Here is a 14,315-nt window from a genome sequence, read left to right as displayed (position 1 = left end):
CTCCTGATCACGGCGCTACTCCGGCCAGGGCCGGCTTGAACCCCGCTCGCACGTTCTCGCAGCAGCCCGGACGGCAGACGTCGTACCAGGGACCGAGCGCCGTCATCGACGGACGGTCCTCGGTGGGCGTGCCGTTCACGCGCTCAAGCACCAGGTCGACCAGTCCGGCCACGTAGACCGGATCGGTGCCGGGGGTCGCGACCCGCAACGCGACGAGACCGTGTTCCTCGGACGTCTCGAGGGCCTCGTTGTCGAGGTCCCACATGACCTCCATGTGGTCGGACACGAAACCCAGCGGCACGATGAGCAGGGCACGACGGCCGCGAGCGGGAAGCTCGGCAATGGCGTCGTTGATGTCAGGCTCGAGCCACGGCTGGGTGGGCGGGCCGGAGCGCGACTGGTAGACAAGCTGCCACGGCACGTCCTCCGGAGTAGCCGCGGCCATGACGACCTCGGCGACCGCGAGATGCTGCGCCTCGTAGGCACCACCCGGCCCGAAGCCATTCACGTCGACGACTGTGCCGTCGTCGTGGCGCTCGTGCGGCCCGCTGCGCTGAGCGTCGGAGGTGGGGATCGAGTGCGTCGCGAACAGTACCTCGACCTCGGTCGTGACGTCGAGATCCGGCATCCGCTCGCGAAGCTCGTCGAGGCCGTCGTGCACGGCCCTGACGAAGGGCATCACGAACCCGGGGTGGTCGAAGAACTGCCGAACCTTATCGATCCGCAGCTGGCCCTCGAGTCCGGTCACGTCGAGTGCGGCCGCGAAGTCCTCTCGATACTGGCGGCACGACGAGAACGAGGAGTAGGCGCTGGTCGCGATCGCGAGGAGGTTGGAGAAGCCGCGCTCCTGGGCCTCCAGCACCGCCTCGCTCAAGTAGGGCGCCCAGTTGCGGTTCCCCCAGAGCACAGGCAGGTCGATTCGGCGGTTCGCGAGTTCGGCCTCGAGCGCCGCCTTCAGCGCGCGGTTCTGCGCGTTGATCGGGCTGACGCCCCCAAAGTGTCGGTAGTGGTGCGCGACCTCCTCGAGGCGCTCCTCCGGGATGCCGCGGCCTCGGGTGACGTTGCGCAGGAACGGGATGACGTCGTCCTGGCCCTCGGGCCCGCCGAAGCCGGCGAGGAGGATCGCGTCGTACGCGACGGGAACCTCGACATGCTCGGGGCCGGAGGCTGCCGCTGGCGTCGCTCCCCGGACGAGGATCTGCGAATCGCTGGTCGTGTCAGTCATCGGAGCACCTCGGCGATCTGATCGGCCTCGATACGCCGACCTGTGTAGAAGGGGACTTCCTCGCGCACGTGGCGGCGTGCCTCTGTCGCGCGCAGATCGCGCATCAGGTCCACCAGGTTGACGAGTTCCTCGTCCTCGAGCGCGAGGATCCACTCGTAGTCGCCGAGCGAGAACGAGGCGACCGTATTGGTCAGCACGGAACGGAACTGCGAACCCTGCCGCCCATGCTGGGCGAGCATCGCGCGGCGCTCGTCCTCGGGCAGGATGTACCACTCGTAGGAGCGGACGAAGGGGTAGACCGTCAGCCAGCGAGCCGGCGCCTTGCCGCGCATGTACGCGGGCAGGTGGTTCGCGCTGAACTCCGCGTCGCGGTGCACGCCCATCGCATTCCAGGTCGGCAGCAGGCCGACCAGCAACTCGGAGCGCCGCAGCTCACGGTAAGCGCGCTGCAACTCTTCGGGGGCAGGCCCGGTGAGCCAGAGCATGATGTCGGCGTCGGCGCGCAGGGCTGAGACGTCGTAGGTGCCGCGAACGGTCACATCCTGATCGGCCAGCCGAGCGACAAGGTGCTCATACTGCTTAACGGCGGGATCCACCGCATCGCTGGAGAGGGTGAATGGACGTACGGGATCCCTGCGGAGAACCGCCCAAAGCGTGTATCCCAGGGCCTGATCGGAGCGATCCTGATCGGCGGGGGGCTGCGGCACCGGAGCGGCGGCGCTCGTATCGGGGGCGGACTGAACGGGACCCGCCGTACCGGCGGTCTGATCGGTCATTGATCCATCATCCCTCCGCTCGCGCCGATGCACAAAAACGGCAGGAACTCTGGCGCCACGGAGTCCAGACGACTAAAGGTCCGGAGCCTCCGCCGCCTCAGTCCTCGATGACGCTCTGGGCGATGCCCCACGCAACGAGGCCGACGGCGGCAACCGCACCGACGGCGCCCGCGACCAACGCTGAGGGATTCCGCCGGCGGACGACCTGGAGCTTGCGCCCCAGAGTGCGCTGGGCGATGCGGATCTTGCGCGAAACGTTGACCTTGTACTCGATCGCGTCGAGTGTGGCGGCGAGTTCGGACCGCGCCCGCTCGATGTCGGCCTTCAGCTGGCCGGGCTTGAGTTCGGCCGGGTCGACGAAGCGGGGCGTGCTACTGCTGATCGAACGCTCAGTTGTCATAGCTGCCCACTCCCTTGAACGCCTGGACGTCCTTCTTGATGCTGTCGATCGAGTCCTGCGGCACCGGCGGTACGGCCTTCTTGATCGTCCGGACGCCGACCAACGCGAGGATCACGGCCACCAGCAGGAAGAACACCGTGACGATGAGCGCCGACAGCCAGGCCGGTAGCCAGGAGGCGATGCCGATGATCGCGAAGGTGACGAACGTCGCCCACGCGGTGAGCAGGAGGAAGGCCGCGACCGCGAACAGGGCGACTGCCAGGCCCGCGTTCTTGGCCTTGCCCGCAAGTTCGTTCTTGAGCGAGGCGACCTCGGCCTTGACGAGCTCGACCACCAGGCCGGGAAGGTCGCTGACCAGCTCTCCCAGTGATCGGGCGTTCTTGGGATTGCGTTCGTTCACCACGGGAGCTCCTCGAGGGTGGGACGTGCCGGCCTGCGCCGGGCGGACGAGGCCGGAGAGATGAGCACTACGCCTTGCTGGTGGAGGTCGACGACGCCGAGCCCCCGGAGCCTGCTGACGCCGCCGCCTCATCGACCTTGGCCGCAGCCTGACGCGCCGCTGCCGTCGCCTGCGCGTCGCTCGCACCCTGGGCCTTCTTTCCCCCGGACACCGCCTTGACGACCACCGAGCGCACGACCTCGTACGCCTTATCGGAGACGCTGCTCAGCTGTGTCTTCGCCGCGCCGCCAACGGCTCCCGCGACATCCTGCACCGGCTGCGTCTTCCAGAACTTGTTCGCCGCGGAGGCGATCTGCTCGTACCGCTTGCGGCCGGCGCGTGCTCCCAGCACATACCCGGCTGCAGCTCCTGCCACGAAAAGAATCTTGCCCTTCACGCCTACTCCTCGTCCTGGGTCGCTCCCGCGATCGTCCGCGCGGTCGCTAACCACTCGTGCCGGGGCATGCCGCACTCGCGCGGATGCCTCGGCCTAAGAGTAGCCGTCGGCGTCGCGGTCTTCGTGCGGGAGTCCGACGCCTTGACGCACCAGTCGGCGCCGGATAAGGGCGGCTGTCTCGGCGGCGTGCGGCAGTACGGAAGCGAGCCCGGTGCCCGCGATCCAGGTGCCGGCCACGGCGACTCCCTCAAGCGGCGCGACAGCCTCGCGGAACGCCTCCAGGTGAGCCCTGCGCCCCAGCGCCGCTGCAGGGCGGACGTTCGCCCAGCTCACCCGTGCCGTGTCGACCACCGACTCCGGGCCCAGCGGCACCCCGAGCAGGACCGACGCATCGCGGAGCGCGATCGCCGCCACCTCCGCATCGCCCAGCCCTGCGAGCGGTGGGTCCTCGCCAGGTCGCCCGTACGAGAGACGGAGTACGTGTCGACCAGGAGGAAGGGAAGCGGCCAGCCACTCCCACTTCGCGGTCGCGTGAGTCAGCGCCTTGGCGGCAACATCGCGCGCTGTCGGCGCCACCAGCACTCCGGAACCGCGAGGGGCCGCATCCAGCCGCGAGTCGTCGAGCACGAGAGTCACCAGCTCAACGGAGTCGTGCAGTGCCTCGTCCGCGCTCTCGCGAACCGTGGGTGCGAGGCCAGCCAGCAGCTCGCGCGCGTCACGCTCCGGTGTCGACACAATCACCGCGCGGGCAGTCACAGCGCGTGCGGTCAGCGCCGGGTCGGCCAGCACGGGGTCGGCCAGCGTCACGACGAAAGACCCGTCCGAGCCCTCGAGCCTCACGACGGAAGCACCCGTGCGAATCTCGCCAGAGAGGTAGTTGATCCGCTGCACGAGCGCGGCGACGAGGCGGTGCATCCCACCCTCGATCCCACGGACGGCAACTCCCGCCGGGAGGTTGGCACGCAGGGCCGCGACCGCGCGAGCGAGGGAGCCAGCACGGGTGATCGCGCCATTCAGCCCGGGAGCGGCAAGGTCGACGTCGATGTCGTCGGGGCGGCTGGAGTAGACACCCGAGACGACCGGCGCGACCAGATCCTCGAGCACGCGCTCGCCCATCCGGGTGCGCACAAGCTCGGCCAGCGAGTGAGCCCGTCCGATCCGCAGCACGGGCATCATCGTGTCGAGCCAGGCACGCCAGGCGCCGCGGCGGCCGATCGCCCGAACGACATCGGGAGCAAACGGGGAGCCCGGGATCCCGAGAATCCCGGCTCCCGGAGAGGGGACGGAGCGGCCGCCCGAGAGGTGCAACCAGGAACCGTGCGTCCGCGGTTCCACGATCGACTCGGCGAGCGGATGGCCGTCAAGGGTCAGCGCGGCGAGCGCCCGCTCGACGGAGCCGCCGCGGGTGGCGAAGCTCTCGGCGCCCGCATCAAGCGTCACTCCGGCGATGTCGAGCGGTGCGACGGAGCCGCCGACCCGCTCCCCGGCCTCGAGCACCACGACGCGAAGTCCGATGCGTAGGCACTCGGCCGCGGCAGCGAGACCCGCCACTCCGCCGCCGACCACCGCAACGTCGTACTGCGCGACCTCGCGCGGGCGGTCGGCGCTCATGGACGCCAGTCGTGCACGAACGCGACCAGGCGCGTCAGCACGTCGGGGTCGGTCTCGGGTGGCACGCCGTGTCCGAGGTTCAGCACGTGCGCCGGCGCGCTCAGCCCCCGGCGGAGAACGTCATCCACATGGGCCGAGAGCACTTCCCAGGGCGCCGTCAGCAGCGCCGGGTCAACGTTGCCCTGCACCGGCACGAAACCGCCGAGACGGTGGTTCGCCTCGTCGAGAGGGATGCGATAGTCGACTCCCACCACGTCAGCGCCGATCCCGTGCATCGCCCCAAGCAGCTCGCCCGTGCCCACACCGAAGTGCACAATCGGCACATTCCGCCGCGTCTCGCCGTGATCGAAGGACAGGTCGCGCACGTGCGTCAGAGCATGAGCAGAAGCGGACGCCACGTGCGCCGTGTAGTCGGCGAGTGAGAGAGCGCCCGCCCACGAGTCGAAGAGCTGGGCGGCGCTCGCTCCGGCAAGCACCTGCGCGCGGAGGAAGCGGCCGGTCACTTCGGCCGTCCACTCCATCAATTGGGCCCAGGCGCCGGGGTCAGCATGCATCATCGTGCGGGCGCGCAGGTGGTCCTTCGACGGGCCGCCCTCGACGAGGTACGCGGCCAGGGTGAAGGGGGCGCCGGCGAATCCGATCAGTGGAGTGTCGCCGAGCCCGGCGACGGTGCGGCGCACGCCCTCGCGGATCGGCTCGAGCGTCTCGTCCAGCACGGCGGGGTCGGTCGCGGCGAGCTCAGCGACGTCCGCCGCCGTCCGCACCGGCTTCTCGAGCACGGGACCGCGGCCGGGGACGATGTCCACTCCCACACCCGCCAACCGCAGCGGGATCACGATGTCGCTAAAGAAGATGCCTGCATCGACCCCGTGGCGACGCACCGGCTGGAGGGTGATCTCGCTCGCGAGGGCGGGGTCGAGACAGGCGTCGAGCATCTTGGTATCGGTACGCAAGGCGCGGTACTCCGGGAGGCTGCGGCCCGCCTGACGCATGAACCACACGGGCGTGTGCTCACCGCGCTCGGAACGGTAGGCGCGCAGTAGAGCCGAGTCCGCAGTGCGCCCCGCCGAGAGAGGATGCTGCGGATCAAGGAGGCCGTCGAGAGTGGAGGTCACCGGGGCATTATTTCAGGCGCATCCGTGCATCCTCCCCAGCCCACGGCCTCGCCACCTGAGACCGCGCGTAGACTGACGTGGTGCTTCTGTGTCTGACGGCGTCGCACAAAAACGCCAGCTTCGATCTCCTCGAGAAGCTCTCCGTCGACTCCTCCGCCGTCGCGTCGGCCCTCTCGGACAGCATCGACTTCGTCTCCGGAGCGGTCGTCGTCGCCACCTGCAACCGCTTCGAGGCCTACCTCGACATCGATGAGCCGCTGACCGCCGCGCAGGCCGTCGCGGTCGAAGCGGCCACCGCCGCAGTCAGTGCGGCGACCGGGGTCGAGCAGGACGAGCTGCGCGGCAGCGTCGATGTGGTCTCGGGCGACCGGGTCGCCGAGCACCTGTTCGCCGTATCCAGCGGCCTCGAGTCCGTCGTCGTCGGCGAGGGCGAGATCGCCGGTCAGGTCCGCCGCTCGCTCGAGGAGGCGCGGCGCTTGGGCACGACCTCCTCCGAACTCGAGCGCCTGTTCCAGCGCGCGTCGCAGACCTCGCGTGGCATCAAGAACCGCACCGGCCTCGGCAGCGCCGGCCGCTCGATCGTCCGCCTCGCACTCGACCTGGCCGCGAGCCGCATCACCGACTGGCGCGAGGCCCGCGTCCTGCTCATCGGCACCGGAAGCTACGCCCGGGCGACCGTCGCCGCGCTCCGTGACCGCGGAGTGGTCGACATCGCGGTGCACTCCCCCTCCGGCCGAGCCGAGGGATTCGCTGCTCGGCGATCCCTGCGGCCGATCCACGGCGCCGACCTGCCGCTTGAGGCCGTCTCCTCCGACATCGTCATCACCTGCACCACCGCGCAGGAGCCGGTGCTCGACGCGGCTCTACTCGCCGCAGGACGTCTTCAGGGCTTCTCCCGCGAGCGCCAGCTCGTGATCGACCTCGGCCTCCCGCGCAATGTCGCCGCTGACGTCACCTCGGTCACCGGCGTCGAGCTGCTCGACCTCGAGACCATCAGCCTGCACGCGCCACTCGAGGTGCTTGACGCCTCCCAGCAGGCGCGGGCCCTCGTCGGCAGGGCCGCCCGCAAGTTCTCGGACGTCGCCGACGAGAAGAGCCTTACCCCCGCCATCGTGGCGCTTCGGGCGCACGTCTTCGACGCGCTCGACGCCGAGATCGAGCGTGCCCGCTCCCGCGGCGACGACGACGGACGCACTGAGCAGGCGTTGCGCCACCTCGCGGGTGTCCTGCTGCACACGCCGAGTGTCCGCGCCCGCGACTACGCGCGCGCCGGTGCTCAGGAGGCGTACCTCACCGGACTTGAGGCGCTGTTCGGCATTGAGGTTCCCGCCGAGCCAGCCTCGATCGCCCGTTCCGGCTCCGGGGCGGCCACCGCGTGAGCGCGGCACTGAGGCTGCCCTTCGACGCGGAGCCACTGCGTACAGCCCCCCTGCTCACCGACCGCCTCCTGCTGCGGCCACTCGACCGAGTCGACGCCGACGACCACGCCCGCTACCAGGGCGACGCGGACGCCGTGCGCTTCCTCCGCTGGCCGGTCCGCACGCCAGAGCAGTCGCGAGAGCACCTGGAGCGTCGGCTGCCGTCGACGCGACTCGCCGCGGACGGCGACATCGCTGTGCTGGCGATCATCCCTCGCGAAGGCGACCTCGCCGGACGGATGATCGGTGACCTGACGCTCATCGCCTCATCCGTCGAGCAGGCGACCGTCGAGATCGGCTGGGTGCTGCACCCGGAGGCACAGGGCCGCGGCTACGCGACGGACGCAGCCCGGGCGCTGCTCGCCCTAGCGTTCGACTCTCTCGGCGCGCACCGCGTCATCGCGCAGCTCGACGCCCGCAACACGGCCTCCGCCCGGCTCTGCGAGCGGCTGGGGATGCGACTCGAGGCGCACCACGTCGAGGACGAGTTCTGCAAGGGCGAGTGGACCTCCACCCTCGTCTACGCCCTCCTCGCTCGCGAGCGCTGATAACTCTTCCGCGGATGCCGCTGACGCGCGTCACCCGCGGAAGGATCTTTCTTTAGCGGGGCTTCCAGGCGAAGTGCTCCCACCCGAGGATCTGCGTGACCGAGGCTCGTAGCGGCGCGTGGTCGGCATTTATCCATGCGCTGACGAAACGGCCGTTCACCTCCGCGCGTAGCGCGAAACTACCGTCATCGAAAGGTTTCCACTGGAACTTCTCGTTCGTCCCGATCTCGGTCGCGGACGCCTTCACGGGGAGATCGGTGGAGGCCTGATCCACGCTGACGAACTTGCCGTTGCCGGCCGAACGGAGTGCAACCAGCCCGTGTCCGGCGTCCACAACTGAGAACGTCTCCCAGTCGGCGACCGTCGACATACTCGCCTCGAGGGGCGTGCCGTCGCGGCCCTGCCAGGCGGTGACGTTCTTGCCGTTCCACGACGAACTCACTGAGATTGTCGGGGTCGACAGAGTCACGTAGACCGGCCGTGAGCCGACCGTGACCGTCGGTGCGGAGAAGTCGACCGGGGCGTTGTAGGCGTCGACAGCACTGCGAGCAGTCGTCCCCGCTGGGAGCACGGACGAACTCGGGACAGTCGTCCGATTCGTGTCGGAGGGCGTTTCGGCTGCCAGGGAGCTGTCCGCAAACAGCGCGAGCTTCGTCAACGGCCCGTTCGTGTAGGTCGCTCGCCAAATACCGTTGTCCAGTTTCTCCATGGCGGTCTGCTTGTAGCCCTCGAACTGGTGCCGGAGGACCCACATCGCCAGTGCCGACTCCTTCGGCTGGAACGATCGGACGACGCGGGTAGTCGTCTTATAGACACCGAAATTCAGTTCGGGATTGGTCGGTTCGTACCCCAGGTCGACGCCCTCATACCAGTAGACGCTCTCCACTCCGGCCCTAGCGTGCACGAGGTAGGTTGAGACCATACGCTCGGCCTGCACCGCGCCATCCAGGGCTCGCGCGGGGTTGCCCGACTGCGAGAGGGGAACCGTTGTCCAGCCAACCTCGGTGAGGCGAATCGGCCGAGGTGACTCTCCGGCAGCGAGGTACGGGGTCTGAGCGTCGCGGATGGCGGCCGCCCTCTCGACGTAGTGGCTGTAGGTGTCCAAATCCTTCTTGAGAGGATCCGAGTACGGGTGGTAGGAGATGGCGTCAAACTTGTGCGAGAGGCCCCCGGCCGCGTAGAAGTCCTTGAACCACGCGAGGTCGGCTCCGGAGAGCCCGCCGCCGACGATCTGGACCTCGGGGTGTGCCTTCTTGATCTCATCCGCGATCGGACCGAACGTCTGCGCGTAGCAGGCACCGGTTCGGCAGCGGTGGTTGAACTGCGGGTGGTTGAACTCGTTCCAGAGCTCGACTCGCTGCGCGCCGGTCTGATCAAGAACGGCGATCGCGTACTGGGCGAACCAGTGCTCCTCTTCAGGGGTTATCGGGACGCGCTTGCACGGGACGGGATCGGCGGAGTCGCAGAGACCTGAGGAACCCTGGACCGCGGTGTTCCCAAAGTCGGCAGTGAAAAGCCGGTCGAGGTTCAGGGTCGAGGCGATCTTCTGATACTTGGCGACGCCATCGGTGACTTTCCTCTCGCCTGGCTTCTCCTCCGTGTTCTGCCAGTAGGCCTCGTCGCGAATCGAGGAGAAGCCGATGTGAGAGAGATCGGTAAGCGTGGTCTCGGGAGCGGACCATGTGGTCGGGTTGGGAAAAGCGAAGTGCGTCTGCACCCCGTAGTAGGGATCTTGCGACGGAGTCTCACCGATCACGAGGAAATCGGCCGGAGTAGTCCCTGTGGCATTGACCACACTGAGCGTATAGAGTCCGGGCGCTAACCCGGTCGGGGTGACGACATTGTTCGCGACTTGGCCGCTGGCCACTGCCGCCCCCGTGATCTTGTTGACGATCGTCCAGTTCGTCCCATTGGAGTTATAGACGGGAATCGAGGGCGATCCCGTCTGGAACGTCAGCGACTTATAGCCATCTCCGACAACGGGCGGATCCAGCGCCAAAGCCGGTGGAACGTTAACGCCAACGACAAGTGTCGACGCAATGAGAAGGACAGCGCCAGCACGGCGCCTCCAGGAGCGGGTTCGCATACAGTCCCTAACAGAGTGAATTGATGAAATCTCATACACTCTACTGTTCACATTCACCAGCCGCCAAAGCGCGCCACCAACGCGCCTGCACCCTGATCACGGGGCGTCCCGCAGGGTTGTTAGGCCCCGCGCAGCCCCCCGAGGAGGTACGACTCGAGCTGGTCGAGCGAGATGCGCTCCTGCTTCATCGTGTCGCGGTCGCGCACCGTCACCGCGTCGTCCTCGAGCGAGTCGAAGTCGACGGTCACGCAGTATGGCGTCCCGATCTCGTCCTGGCGGCGGTAGCGTCGGCCGATAGCACCGGAGTCGTCGAAGTCGACGTTCCAGAGCTGGCGCAGCTGGTCCGCGACACGCCGCGCGAGCGGCGAGAGCGCCTCGTTGCGCGAGAGTGGCAGCACGGCCACCTTCACCGGCGCCAGACGCGGGTCGAGGTGCAGCACGGTGCGCGTCTCAACCTTGCCCTTCGCGTTCGGCGGCAACTCCTGCTCCTCGTAGGCGTCGACAAGGAATGCCATCAGCGCGCGGGTCAGGCCGAAGGACGGCTCAATCACGAAAGGCACGTAGCGCTCGTTCTTATTCTGGTCGAAGAACGAGAGGTCCTTACCCGAGTGCTCGATATGGGTCTTGAGGTCGTAGTCGGTGCGGTTCGCGACTCCCATTAGCTCGCCCCACTCGCCCGAGGCGAAGCTGAAGCGGTACTCAATGTCGACGGTGCGCTTGGAGTAGTGGGAGAGCTTGTCCTTCGGGTGCTCATACTGGCGGATGTTCTCGGGGTTCATCCCGAGGCCGACGAACCAGTCCCAGGCGAGCTGCATCCAGGTCTCCTGCCACTCCTCGTCCGTGCCGGGCTCGACGAAGAACTCGAGCTCCATCTGCTCAAACTCGCGTGTGCGGAAGATGAAGTTGCCGGGCGTGATCTCATTGCGGAACGCTTTGCCGATCTGGCCGATGCCGAACGGCGGCTTGCGGCGCGCGCTCTGCAACACATTCGCGAAATTCGTGAAGATACCCTGCGCGGTTTCTGGTCGCAGATAATGCAGTCCCGACTCGTCGTCGACGACGCCCAGGTAGGTCTTCATCAATCCCGAGAACTGCTTGATCTCGGTCCATTGCCCGACCTTGTCCGGGTGTTCAGGATCGGGGATATCATCGAGGCCGTTGACGGGCGGATGGCCGTTGACTTCCTCGTACTTCTCGAAGAGGTGATCGGCACGATAGCGCTTGTGCGTAATCAGAGACTCGGTCAGCGGGTCCGAGAAGACGCCGACATGACCGGACGCGTGCCAGATCGCCGTGGGGAGGATCACCGCCGAGTCGAGACCGACGACATCGCCGCGCCCCTGCACGAACGTCTTCCACCACTGGCGCTTGATGTTCTCCTTGAACTCCACTCCGAGCGGACCGTAGTCCCACGCAGAGCGGGTGCCCCCGTAGATTTCACCCGAGGGGAAGACGAATCCCCTGTGCTGCGCGAGGGTGATGACTTTATCGAGAGTGGTGGGTTCTGCCACGGGTTGCTCCTCAGCTGTTCGGGCGCACGGGGCCCCGGCGCGCGCCGGCTGCGCGCGTCCTTCTCATGTGCCCCCATGCTAGCCGTGGCCTCGCAGCACCGAACTGCCCGTGGCGGCGGGCAGAATAAGCGGATGCTCCCCTTCCCTCCGATCGTCGTCTCGGCCGTCGCCGTCCTTCGCGACCGGCGGGTGCTCATGGTCACCGCGCGTGGCCGCGATGTGCTGTACCTCCCGGGCGGAAAGGTTGATCCGGGTGAAACCTCGGCTCAGGCGGCGGACCGCGAGGCGCGGGAAGAGCTCGGCGCGTCGACGCTCGGCCTGAGGGAGCTGTTCACGATCCGCACGCAGGCCCACGGCGAGCCCGAGGGGCGTGAAGTCTGGATGACGGTGTTCGCCGCCGAACTCGCCAGGGAGCCGCACCCGAGCGGCGAGATCGACTCGCTGCACTGGATCGACGGCGAGGACGCACACCGCTGCCCGCCCGCCGGAGTGGCGACGCTGGAACGTCTCCGCGCCCTCGGACTCGTCGACTGACGCTGTCTGTGTCACGGCGATGCCAGTGCCGCTAGCCTCAGGGAGTGGAGACGAGACGACGCGCGCGGTACCGGTCGGCGTCCGACGAGCCCGGACGGCTCGAACCTGTACAGCTGGAGGCGGCGGTGCCGATCCTGCGCATCTTCTCCGTCGAGAAGGCAGGCGAGTTCTACGTCGACTACCTCGGCTTCGATGTCGACTGGGAGCACCGCGCGACACCGGATTCGCCGCTGTACCTCCAGGTTTCGCGCTCGGGTCTGCGCCTGCACCTCAGCGAGCACCACCGTGATGGCAGTCCCGGCGCGGCCGTGCACGTGGCTCTCCGCGGTGTCCGGGAGCTGCACGCCGAACTCGACGCCAAGTCCTACCCGTATCTGAATCCGCGCATTACGCGCTCGCCGTTCGGATTCACTCTCGACGTGATCGACCCGTTCGGCAATCAGCTCCGCTTCGCCGAGCCCGCTCCGGAGCCCGCCGCGCCGTGATCGAAACCCTGCATGTCGAGAGCCCTGCACCGCGAGGCCCGGTACCACCTGCGCGTCAGCTGATCATTCGTTCATCGCCTGTCCATGCGCTTTCGAGCAAGAACGCCTAGCGTAGACGGAATGGCTTCACGGGGCACGATCGAGCAGTCGGAGATGACCGGCACGGCGGAGCGGACACGCGGTGTCCAACTCCGCCTCATTGGCGTCGCTCCTCTCGCTACCGGTCTTCTCGGCTCCTTGACGATCCTGTTCGGTTCACTCGGGGCCGGCTACCTGCCGCACGACTCCCCGATCCGGGATTGGCCGCTCATCGCGTCGATCCGAGGGACCGGCTGGCTGGTCGAATTGAGCGCCGCGCTCGCGATCGGCGGCGCGTTGCTGCTCCTGGTCGCCTGGTTGCGGCTGCGCACGGTCGCCCTCGCGGCTGGTCCGGGTGCACTACGTGCAATCATCGTGGCGGCATTCGTGTGGGCGGCCCCGCTGCTCGTGACCGTGCCGCTGTTCAGCCACGACATGTTCTCCTACGTCGCGCAGGGGAGGTTGATGACGCAGGGGATCAACCCGTACACGAACGGAGTGGCGACGCTTCCCGGCTGGTTCATCCTCGGCGTCGATCCGCTCTGGGCCAACACTCCGACGCCGTACGGTCCGCTCTACCTGCTCATCGAGCGCACCGCCGTGCAACTCGCGGGTTTCGGCTCACCCGAACTCTCGATCGCGATGCTGCGTACCGTGTCTGTCGCGGGAGTCGTCGTCCTCGCCGTCTACGTCCTCCGTCTGGCCCGTCTGCGCGGTCTCTCGATTCCGCTGATCGCATGGACCGTGATCGCCAATCCGCTCACGCTGGTGTTGTTCATCGTCGCCGGACACAATGACTCCGTCATGCTGGCCCTTATCCTGGCCTCGCTTTACTACGCACAGACCGACCGCCGGATCGCTGCCGTTGTGCTGATGGCGGGGGCCATCGCGATCAAGCCAATCGCCATCATCGCCCTGCCAGTGCTGGCGCTACTGTGGCTCCGCCACGACGCGCCGCTTCGTGAGCGCGTACGTGCCTGGATGTGGACGGGCGCAGCTGCTCTCGGGCTCGTCGTCGCTATCGGATTGTTCGCTGGCGTCGGGATCGGCTGGGTCAGCGCGATGGTCGTCCCCGGCTCGATCCTGCACTGGTTCGCGCCGATGTCGTTTGTCTCTGTGGTCACTTCCACCGCCGTTGAGATGTCCGGACACGATCCAGCCGCCGCGATCGCTCTCGTGAAACTGCTGGCACTTGGTCTCGCAGGAATCGTCACCGCACGGCTGATGCTCTCCCGGCGGGCGATCGATCCGCTCGCCCGACTGTCCGGCGCATTGCTGGCATTCATTACCGCGTCGACCGCGATTCACCCGTGGTATGCGCTGTGGGTTCTCCCGATCGCGGCCCTGTCGCGGCCGTGGCGGAGCGCACACGTCCACCTGGCCGTCTACGCCTCGATCTTCCTCATCTGCGTCACAGTCGGCGAGCCCATCGACGGCGGCGGCGGCGGCGGGACGATGGATCAGATCCCCGCCCGCGTCGCCACAATCGCCGCGATTGCTGTCATCGGGTTGTACATGATGCTCGGCTACACCGACGAAGAGCGGGTCGACGGAGGCTCGCTGACGCGAGCCGTGCCATTCGGCTCCGAGATCCTGCACTACCTCAGTGGCGGGCGCCTTGGCGGCATCCCGCTGGGCAGCACACAACTCATCCGTACGCCCACCCACGACTGACGGCGACTCAGCAGTCCG

Annotated in this window: 14 protein-coding genes; 5 read left to right on the top strand and 9 right to left on the bottom strand. The window is 67.7% G+C overall.

Annotation, left to right across the window (positions count from 1 at the left end; all coding sequences use genetic code 11):
- Nucleotides 1-7: 7 nt before the first annotated feature.
- The 7 genes from HRF29_RS12335 to hemE form a co-directional block, all read right to left on the bottom strand.
- A complete protein-coding gene (locus HRF29_RS12335) occupies nucleotides 8-1,225 on the bottom strand; it encodes a ferrochelatase (RefSeq protein ID WP_173249136.1) in 1,218 nt (405 codons plus the stop codon).
- The gene (hemQ, locus tag HRF29_RS12330) at nucleotides 1,222-2,001 is read right to left on the bottom strand and encodes a hydrogen peroxide-dependent heme synthase (RefSeq protein ID WP_173249135.1); all 780 of its coding nucleotides are present in this window, start codon (nucleotides 1,999-2,001) and stop codon (nucleotides 1,222-1,224) included. Before hemQ ends, HRF29_RS12335 begins: the two co-directional genes overlap by 4 nt.
- A 97-nt stretch (nucleotides 2,002-2,098) precedes the next feature.
- Nucleotides 2,099-2,401, bottom strand: a complete 303-nt coding sequence (locus HRF29_RS12325; RefSeq protein ID WP_173249134.1) for a DUF3618 domain-containing protein — start codon at nucleotides 2,399-2,401, stop codon at nucleotides 2,099-2,101.
- Nucleotides 2,391-2,801 (bottom strand): phage holin family protein, encoded by a 411-nt coding sequence (locus tag HRF29_RS12320; protein ID WP_343043737.1) that lies wholly within the window; start codon nucleotides 2,799-2,801, stop codon nucleotides 2,391-2,393. The genes HRF29_RS12325 and HRF29_RS12320 overlap by 11 nt, the downstream gene beginning before the upstream one ends.
- A 67-nt stretch (nucleotides 2,802-2,868) precedes the next feature.
- Nucleotides 2,869-3,216 carry a hypothetical protein gene (locus HRF29_RS12315; protein WP_173249132.1) on the bottom strand — a complete coding sequence of 116 codons (348 nt, stop codon included), beginning with the start codon at nucleotides 3,214-3,216 and terminating at the stop codon, nucleotides 2,869-2,871.
- 114 nt (nucleotides 3,217-3,330) lie between these two features.
- Nucleotides 3,331-4,848 carry a protoporphyrinogen/coproporphyrinogen oxidase gene (locus tag HRF29_RS12310; RefSeq protein ID WP_173249131.1) on the bottom strand — a complete coding sequence of 506 codons (1,518 nt, stop codon included), beginning with the start codon at nucleotides 4,846-4,848 and terminating at the stop codon, nucleotides 3,331-3,333.
- Nucleotides 4,845-5,963, bottom strand: a complete 1,119-nt coding sequence (gene hemE, locus HRF29_RS12305; RefSeq protein WP_173249130.1) for a uroporphyrinogen decarboxylase — start codon at nucleotides 5,961-5,963, stop codon at nucleotides 4,845-4,847. Before hemE ends, HRF29_RS12310 begins: the two co-directional genes overlap by 4 nt.
- 80 nt (nucleotides 5,964-6,043) lie before the next feature.
- Here hemE and HRF29_RS12300 point away from each other — a divergent pair, with 80 nt between their 5' ends.
- Nucleotides 6,044-7,342 (top strand): glutamyl-tRNA reductase, encoded by a 1,299-nt coding sequence (locus HRF29_RS12300; protein WP_173249129.1) that lies wholly within the window; start codon nucleotides 6,044-6,046, stop codon nucleotides 7,340-7,342.
- Nucleotides 7,339-7,929, top strand: coding sequence for a GNAT family N-acetyltransferase (locus HRF29_RS12295; RefSeq protein WP_343043736.1), 591 nt, complete (start codon nucleotides 7,339-7,341; stop codon nucleotides 7,927-7,929). Before HRF29_RS12300 ends, HRF29_RS12295 begins: the two co-directional genes overlap by 4 nt.
- 52 nt (nucleotides 7,930-7,981) lie before the next feature.
- On the opposite strand, the gene HRF29_RS12290 is transcribed toward HRF29_RS12295, so the two are convergent.
- A complete protein-coding gene (locus tag HRF29_RS12290; RefSeq protein ID WP_173249128.1) occupies nucleotides 7,982-9,928 on the bottom strand; it encodes a hypothetical protein in 1,947 nt (648 codons plus the stop codon).
- A 206-nt stretch (nucleotides 9,929-10,134) separates the two neighbouring features.
- Nucleotides 10,135-11,526, bottom strand: a complete 1,392-nt coding sequence (locus HRF29_RS12285) for a glycine--tRNA ligase (protein WP_173249127.1) — start codon at nucleotides 11,524-11,526, stop codon at nucleotides 10,135-10,137.
- A 132-nt stretch (nucleotides 11,527-11,658) separates the two neighbouring features.
- On the opposite strand from HRF29_RS12285, the gene HRF29_RS12280 reads away from it, so the two are divergent.
- From HRF29_RS12280 to mptB, 3 genes are all read left to right on the top strand, one after another.
- Nucleotides 11,659-12,060, top strand: coding sequence for an NUDIX hydrolase (locus HRF29_RS12280; RefSeq protein WP_173249126.1), 402 nt, complete (start codon nucleotides 11,659-11,661; stop codon nucleotides 12,058-12,060).
- Nucleotides 12,061-12,104: 44 nt separating this feature from the next.
- On the top strand, nucleotides 12,105-12,545 hold the full coding sequence (locus tag HRF29_RS12275; RefSeq protein WP_222929649.1) for a glyoxalase superfamily protein: 441 nt from the start codon (nucleotides 12,105-12,107) through the stop codon (nucleotides 12,543-12,545).
- 120 nt (nucleotides 12,546-12,665) lie between these two features.
- Nucleotides 12,666-14,297, top strand: coding sequence for a polyprenol phosphomannose-dependent alpha 1,6 mannosyltransferase MptB (mptB, locus tag HRF29_RS12270; RefSeq protein ID WP_173249125.1), 1,632 nt, complete (start codon nucleotides 12,666-12,668; stop codon nucleotides 14,295-14,297).
- The last annotated feature ends 18 nt before the right edge of the window (nucleotides 14,298-14,315 follow it).

The sequence above is a fragment of the Rathayibacter agropyri genome (assembly GCF_013249015.1).
Taxonomy (GTDB): domain Bacteria; phylum Actinomycetota; class Actinomycetes; order Actinomycetales; family Microbacteriaceae; genus Rathayibacter; species Rathayibacter agropyri.
The sequence above is the reverse complement of the archived record's forward strand: the minus strand, read 5'-3'. Positions and strand labels throughout refer to the sequence as shown.

Coding starts and splice junctions, on each gene's coding strand:
- HRF29_RS12335 (WP_173249136.1), bottom strand. CDS start 1,225: ATGACTGACACGACCAGCGATTCGCAGATCCTCGTCCGGGGAGCGACG.
- hemQ (WP_173249135.1), bottom strand. CDS start 2,001: ATGACCGATCAGACCGCCGGTACGGCGGGTCCCGTTCAGTCCGCCCCC.
- HRF29_RS12325 (WP_173249134.1), bottom strand. CDS start 2,401: ATGACAACTGAGCGTTCGATCAGCAGTAGCACGCCCCGCTTCGTCGAC.
- HRF29_RS12310 (WP_173249131.1), bottom strand. CDS start 4,848: ATGAGCGCCGACCGCCCGCGCGAGGTCGCGCAGTACGACGTTGCGGTG.
- HRF29_RS12280 (WP_173249126.1), top strand. CDS start 11,659: ATGCTCCCCTTCCCTCCGATCGTCGTCTCGGCCGTCGCCGTCCTTCGC.
- mptB (WP_173249125.1), top strand. CDS start 12,666: ATGGCTTCACGGGGCACGATCGAGCAGTCGGAGATGACCGGCACGGCG.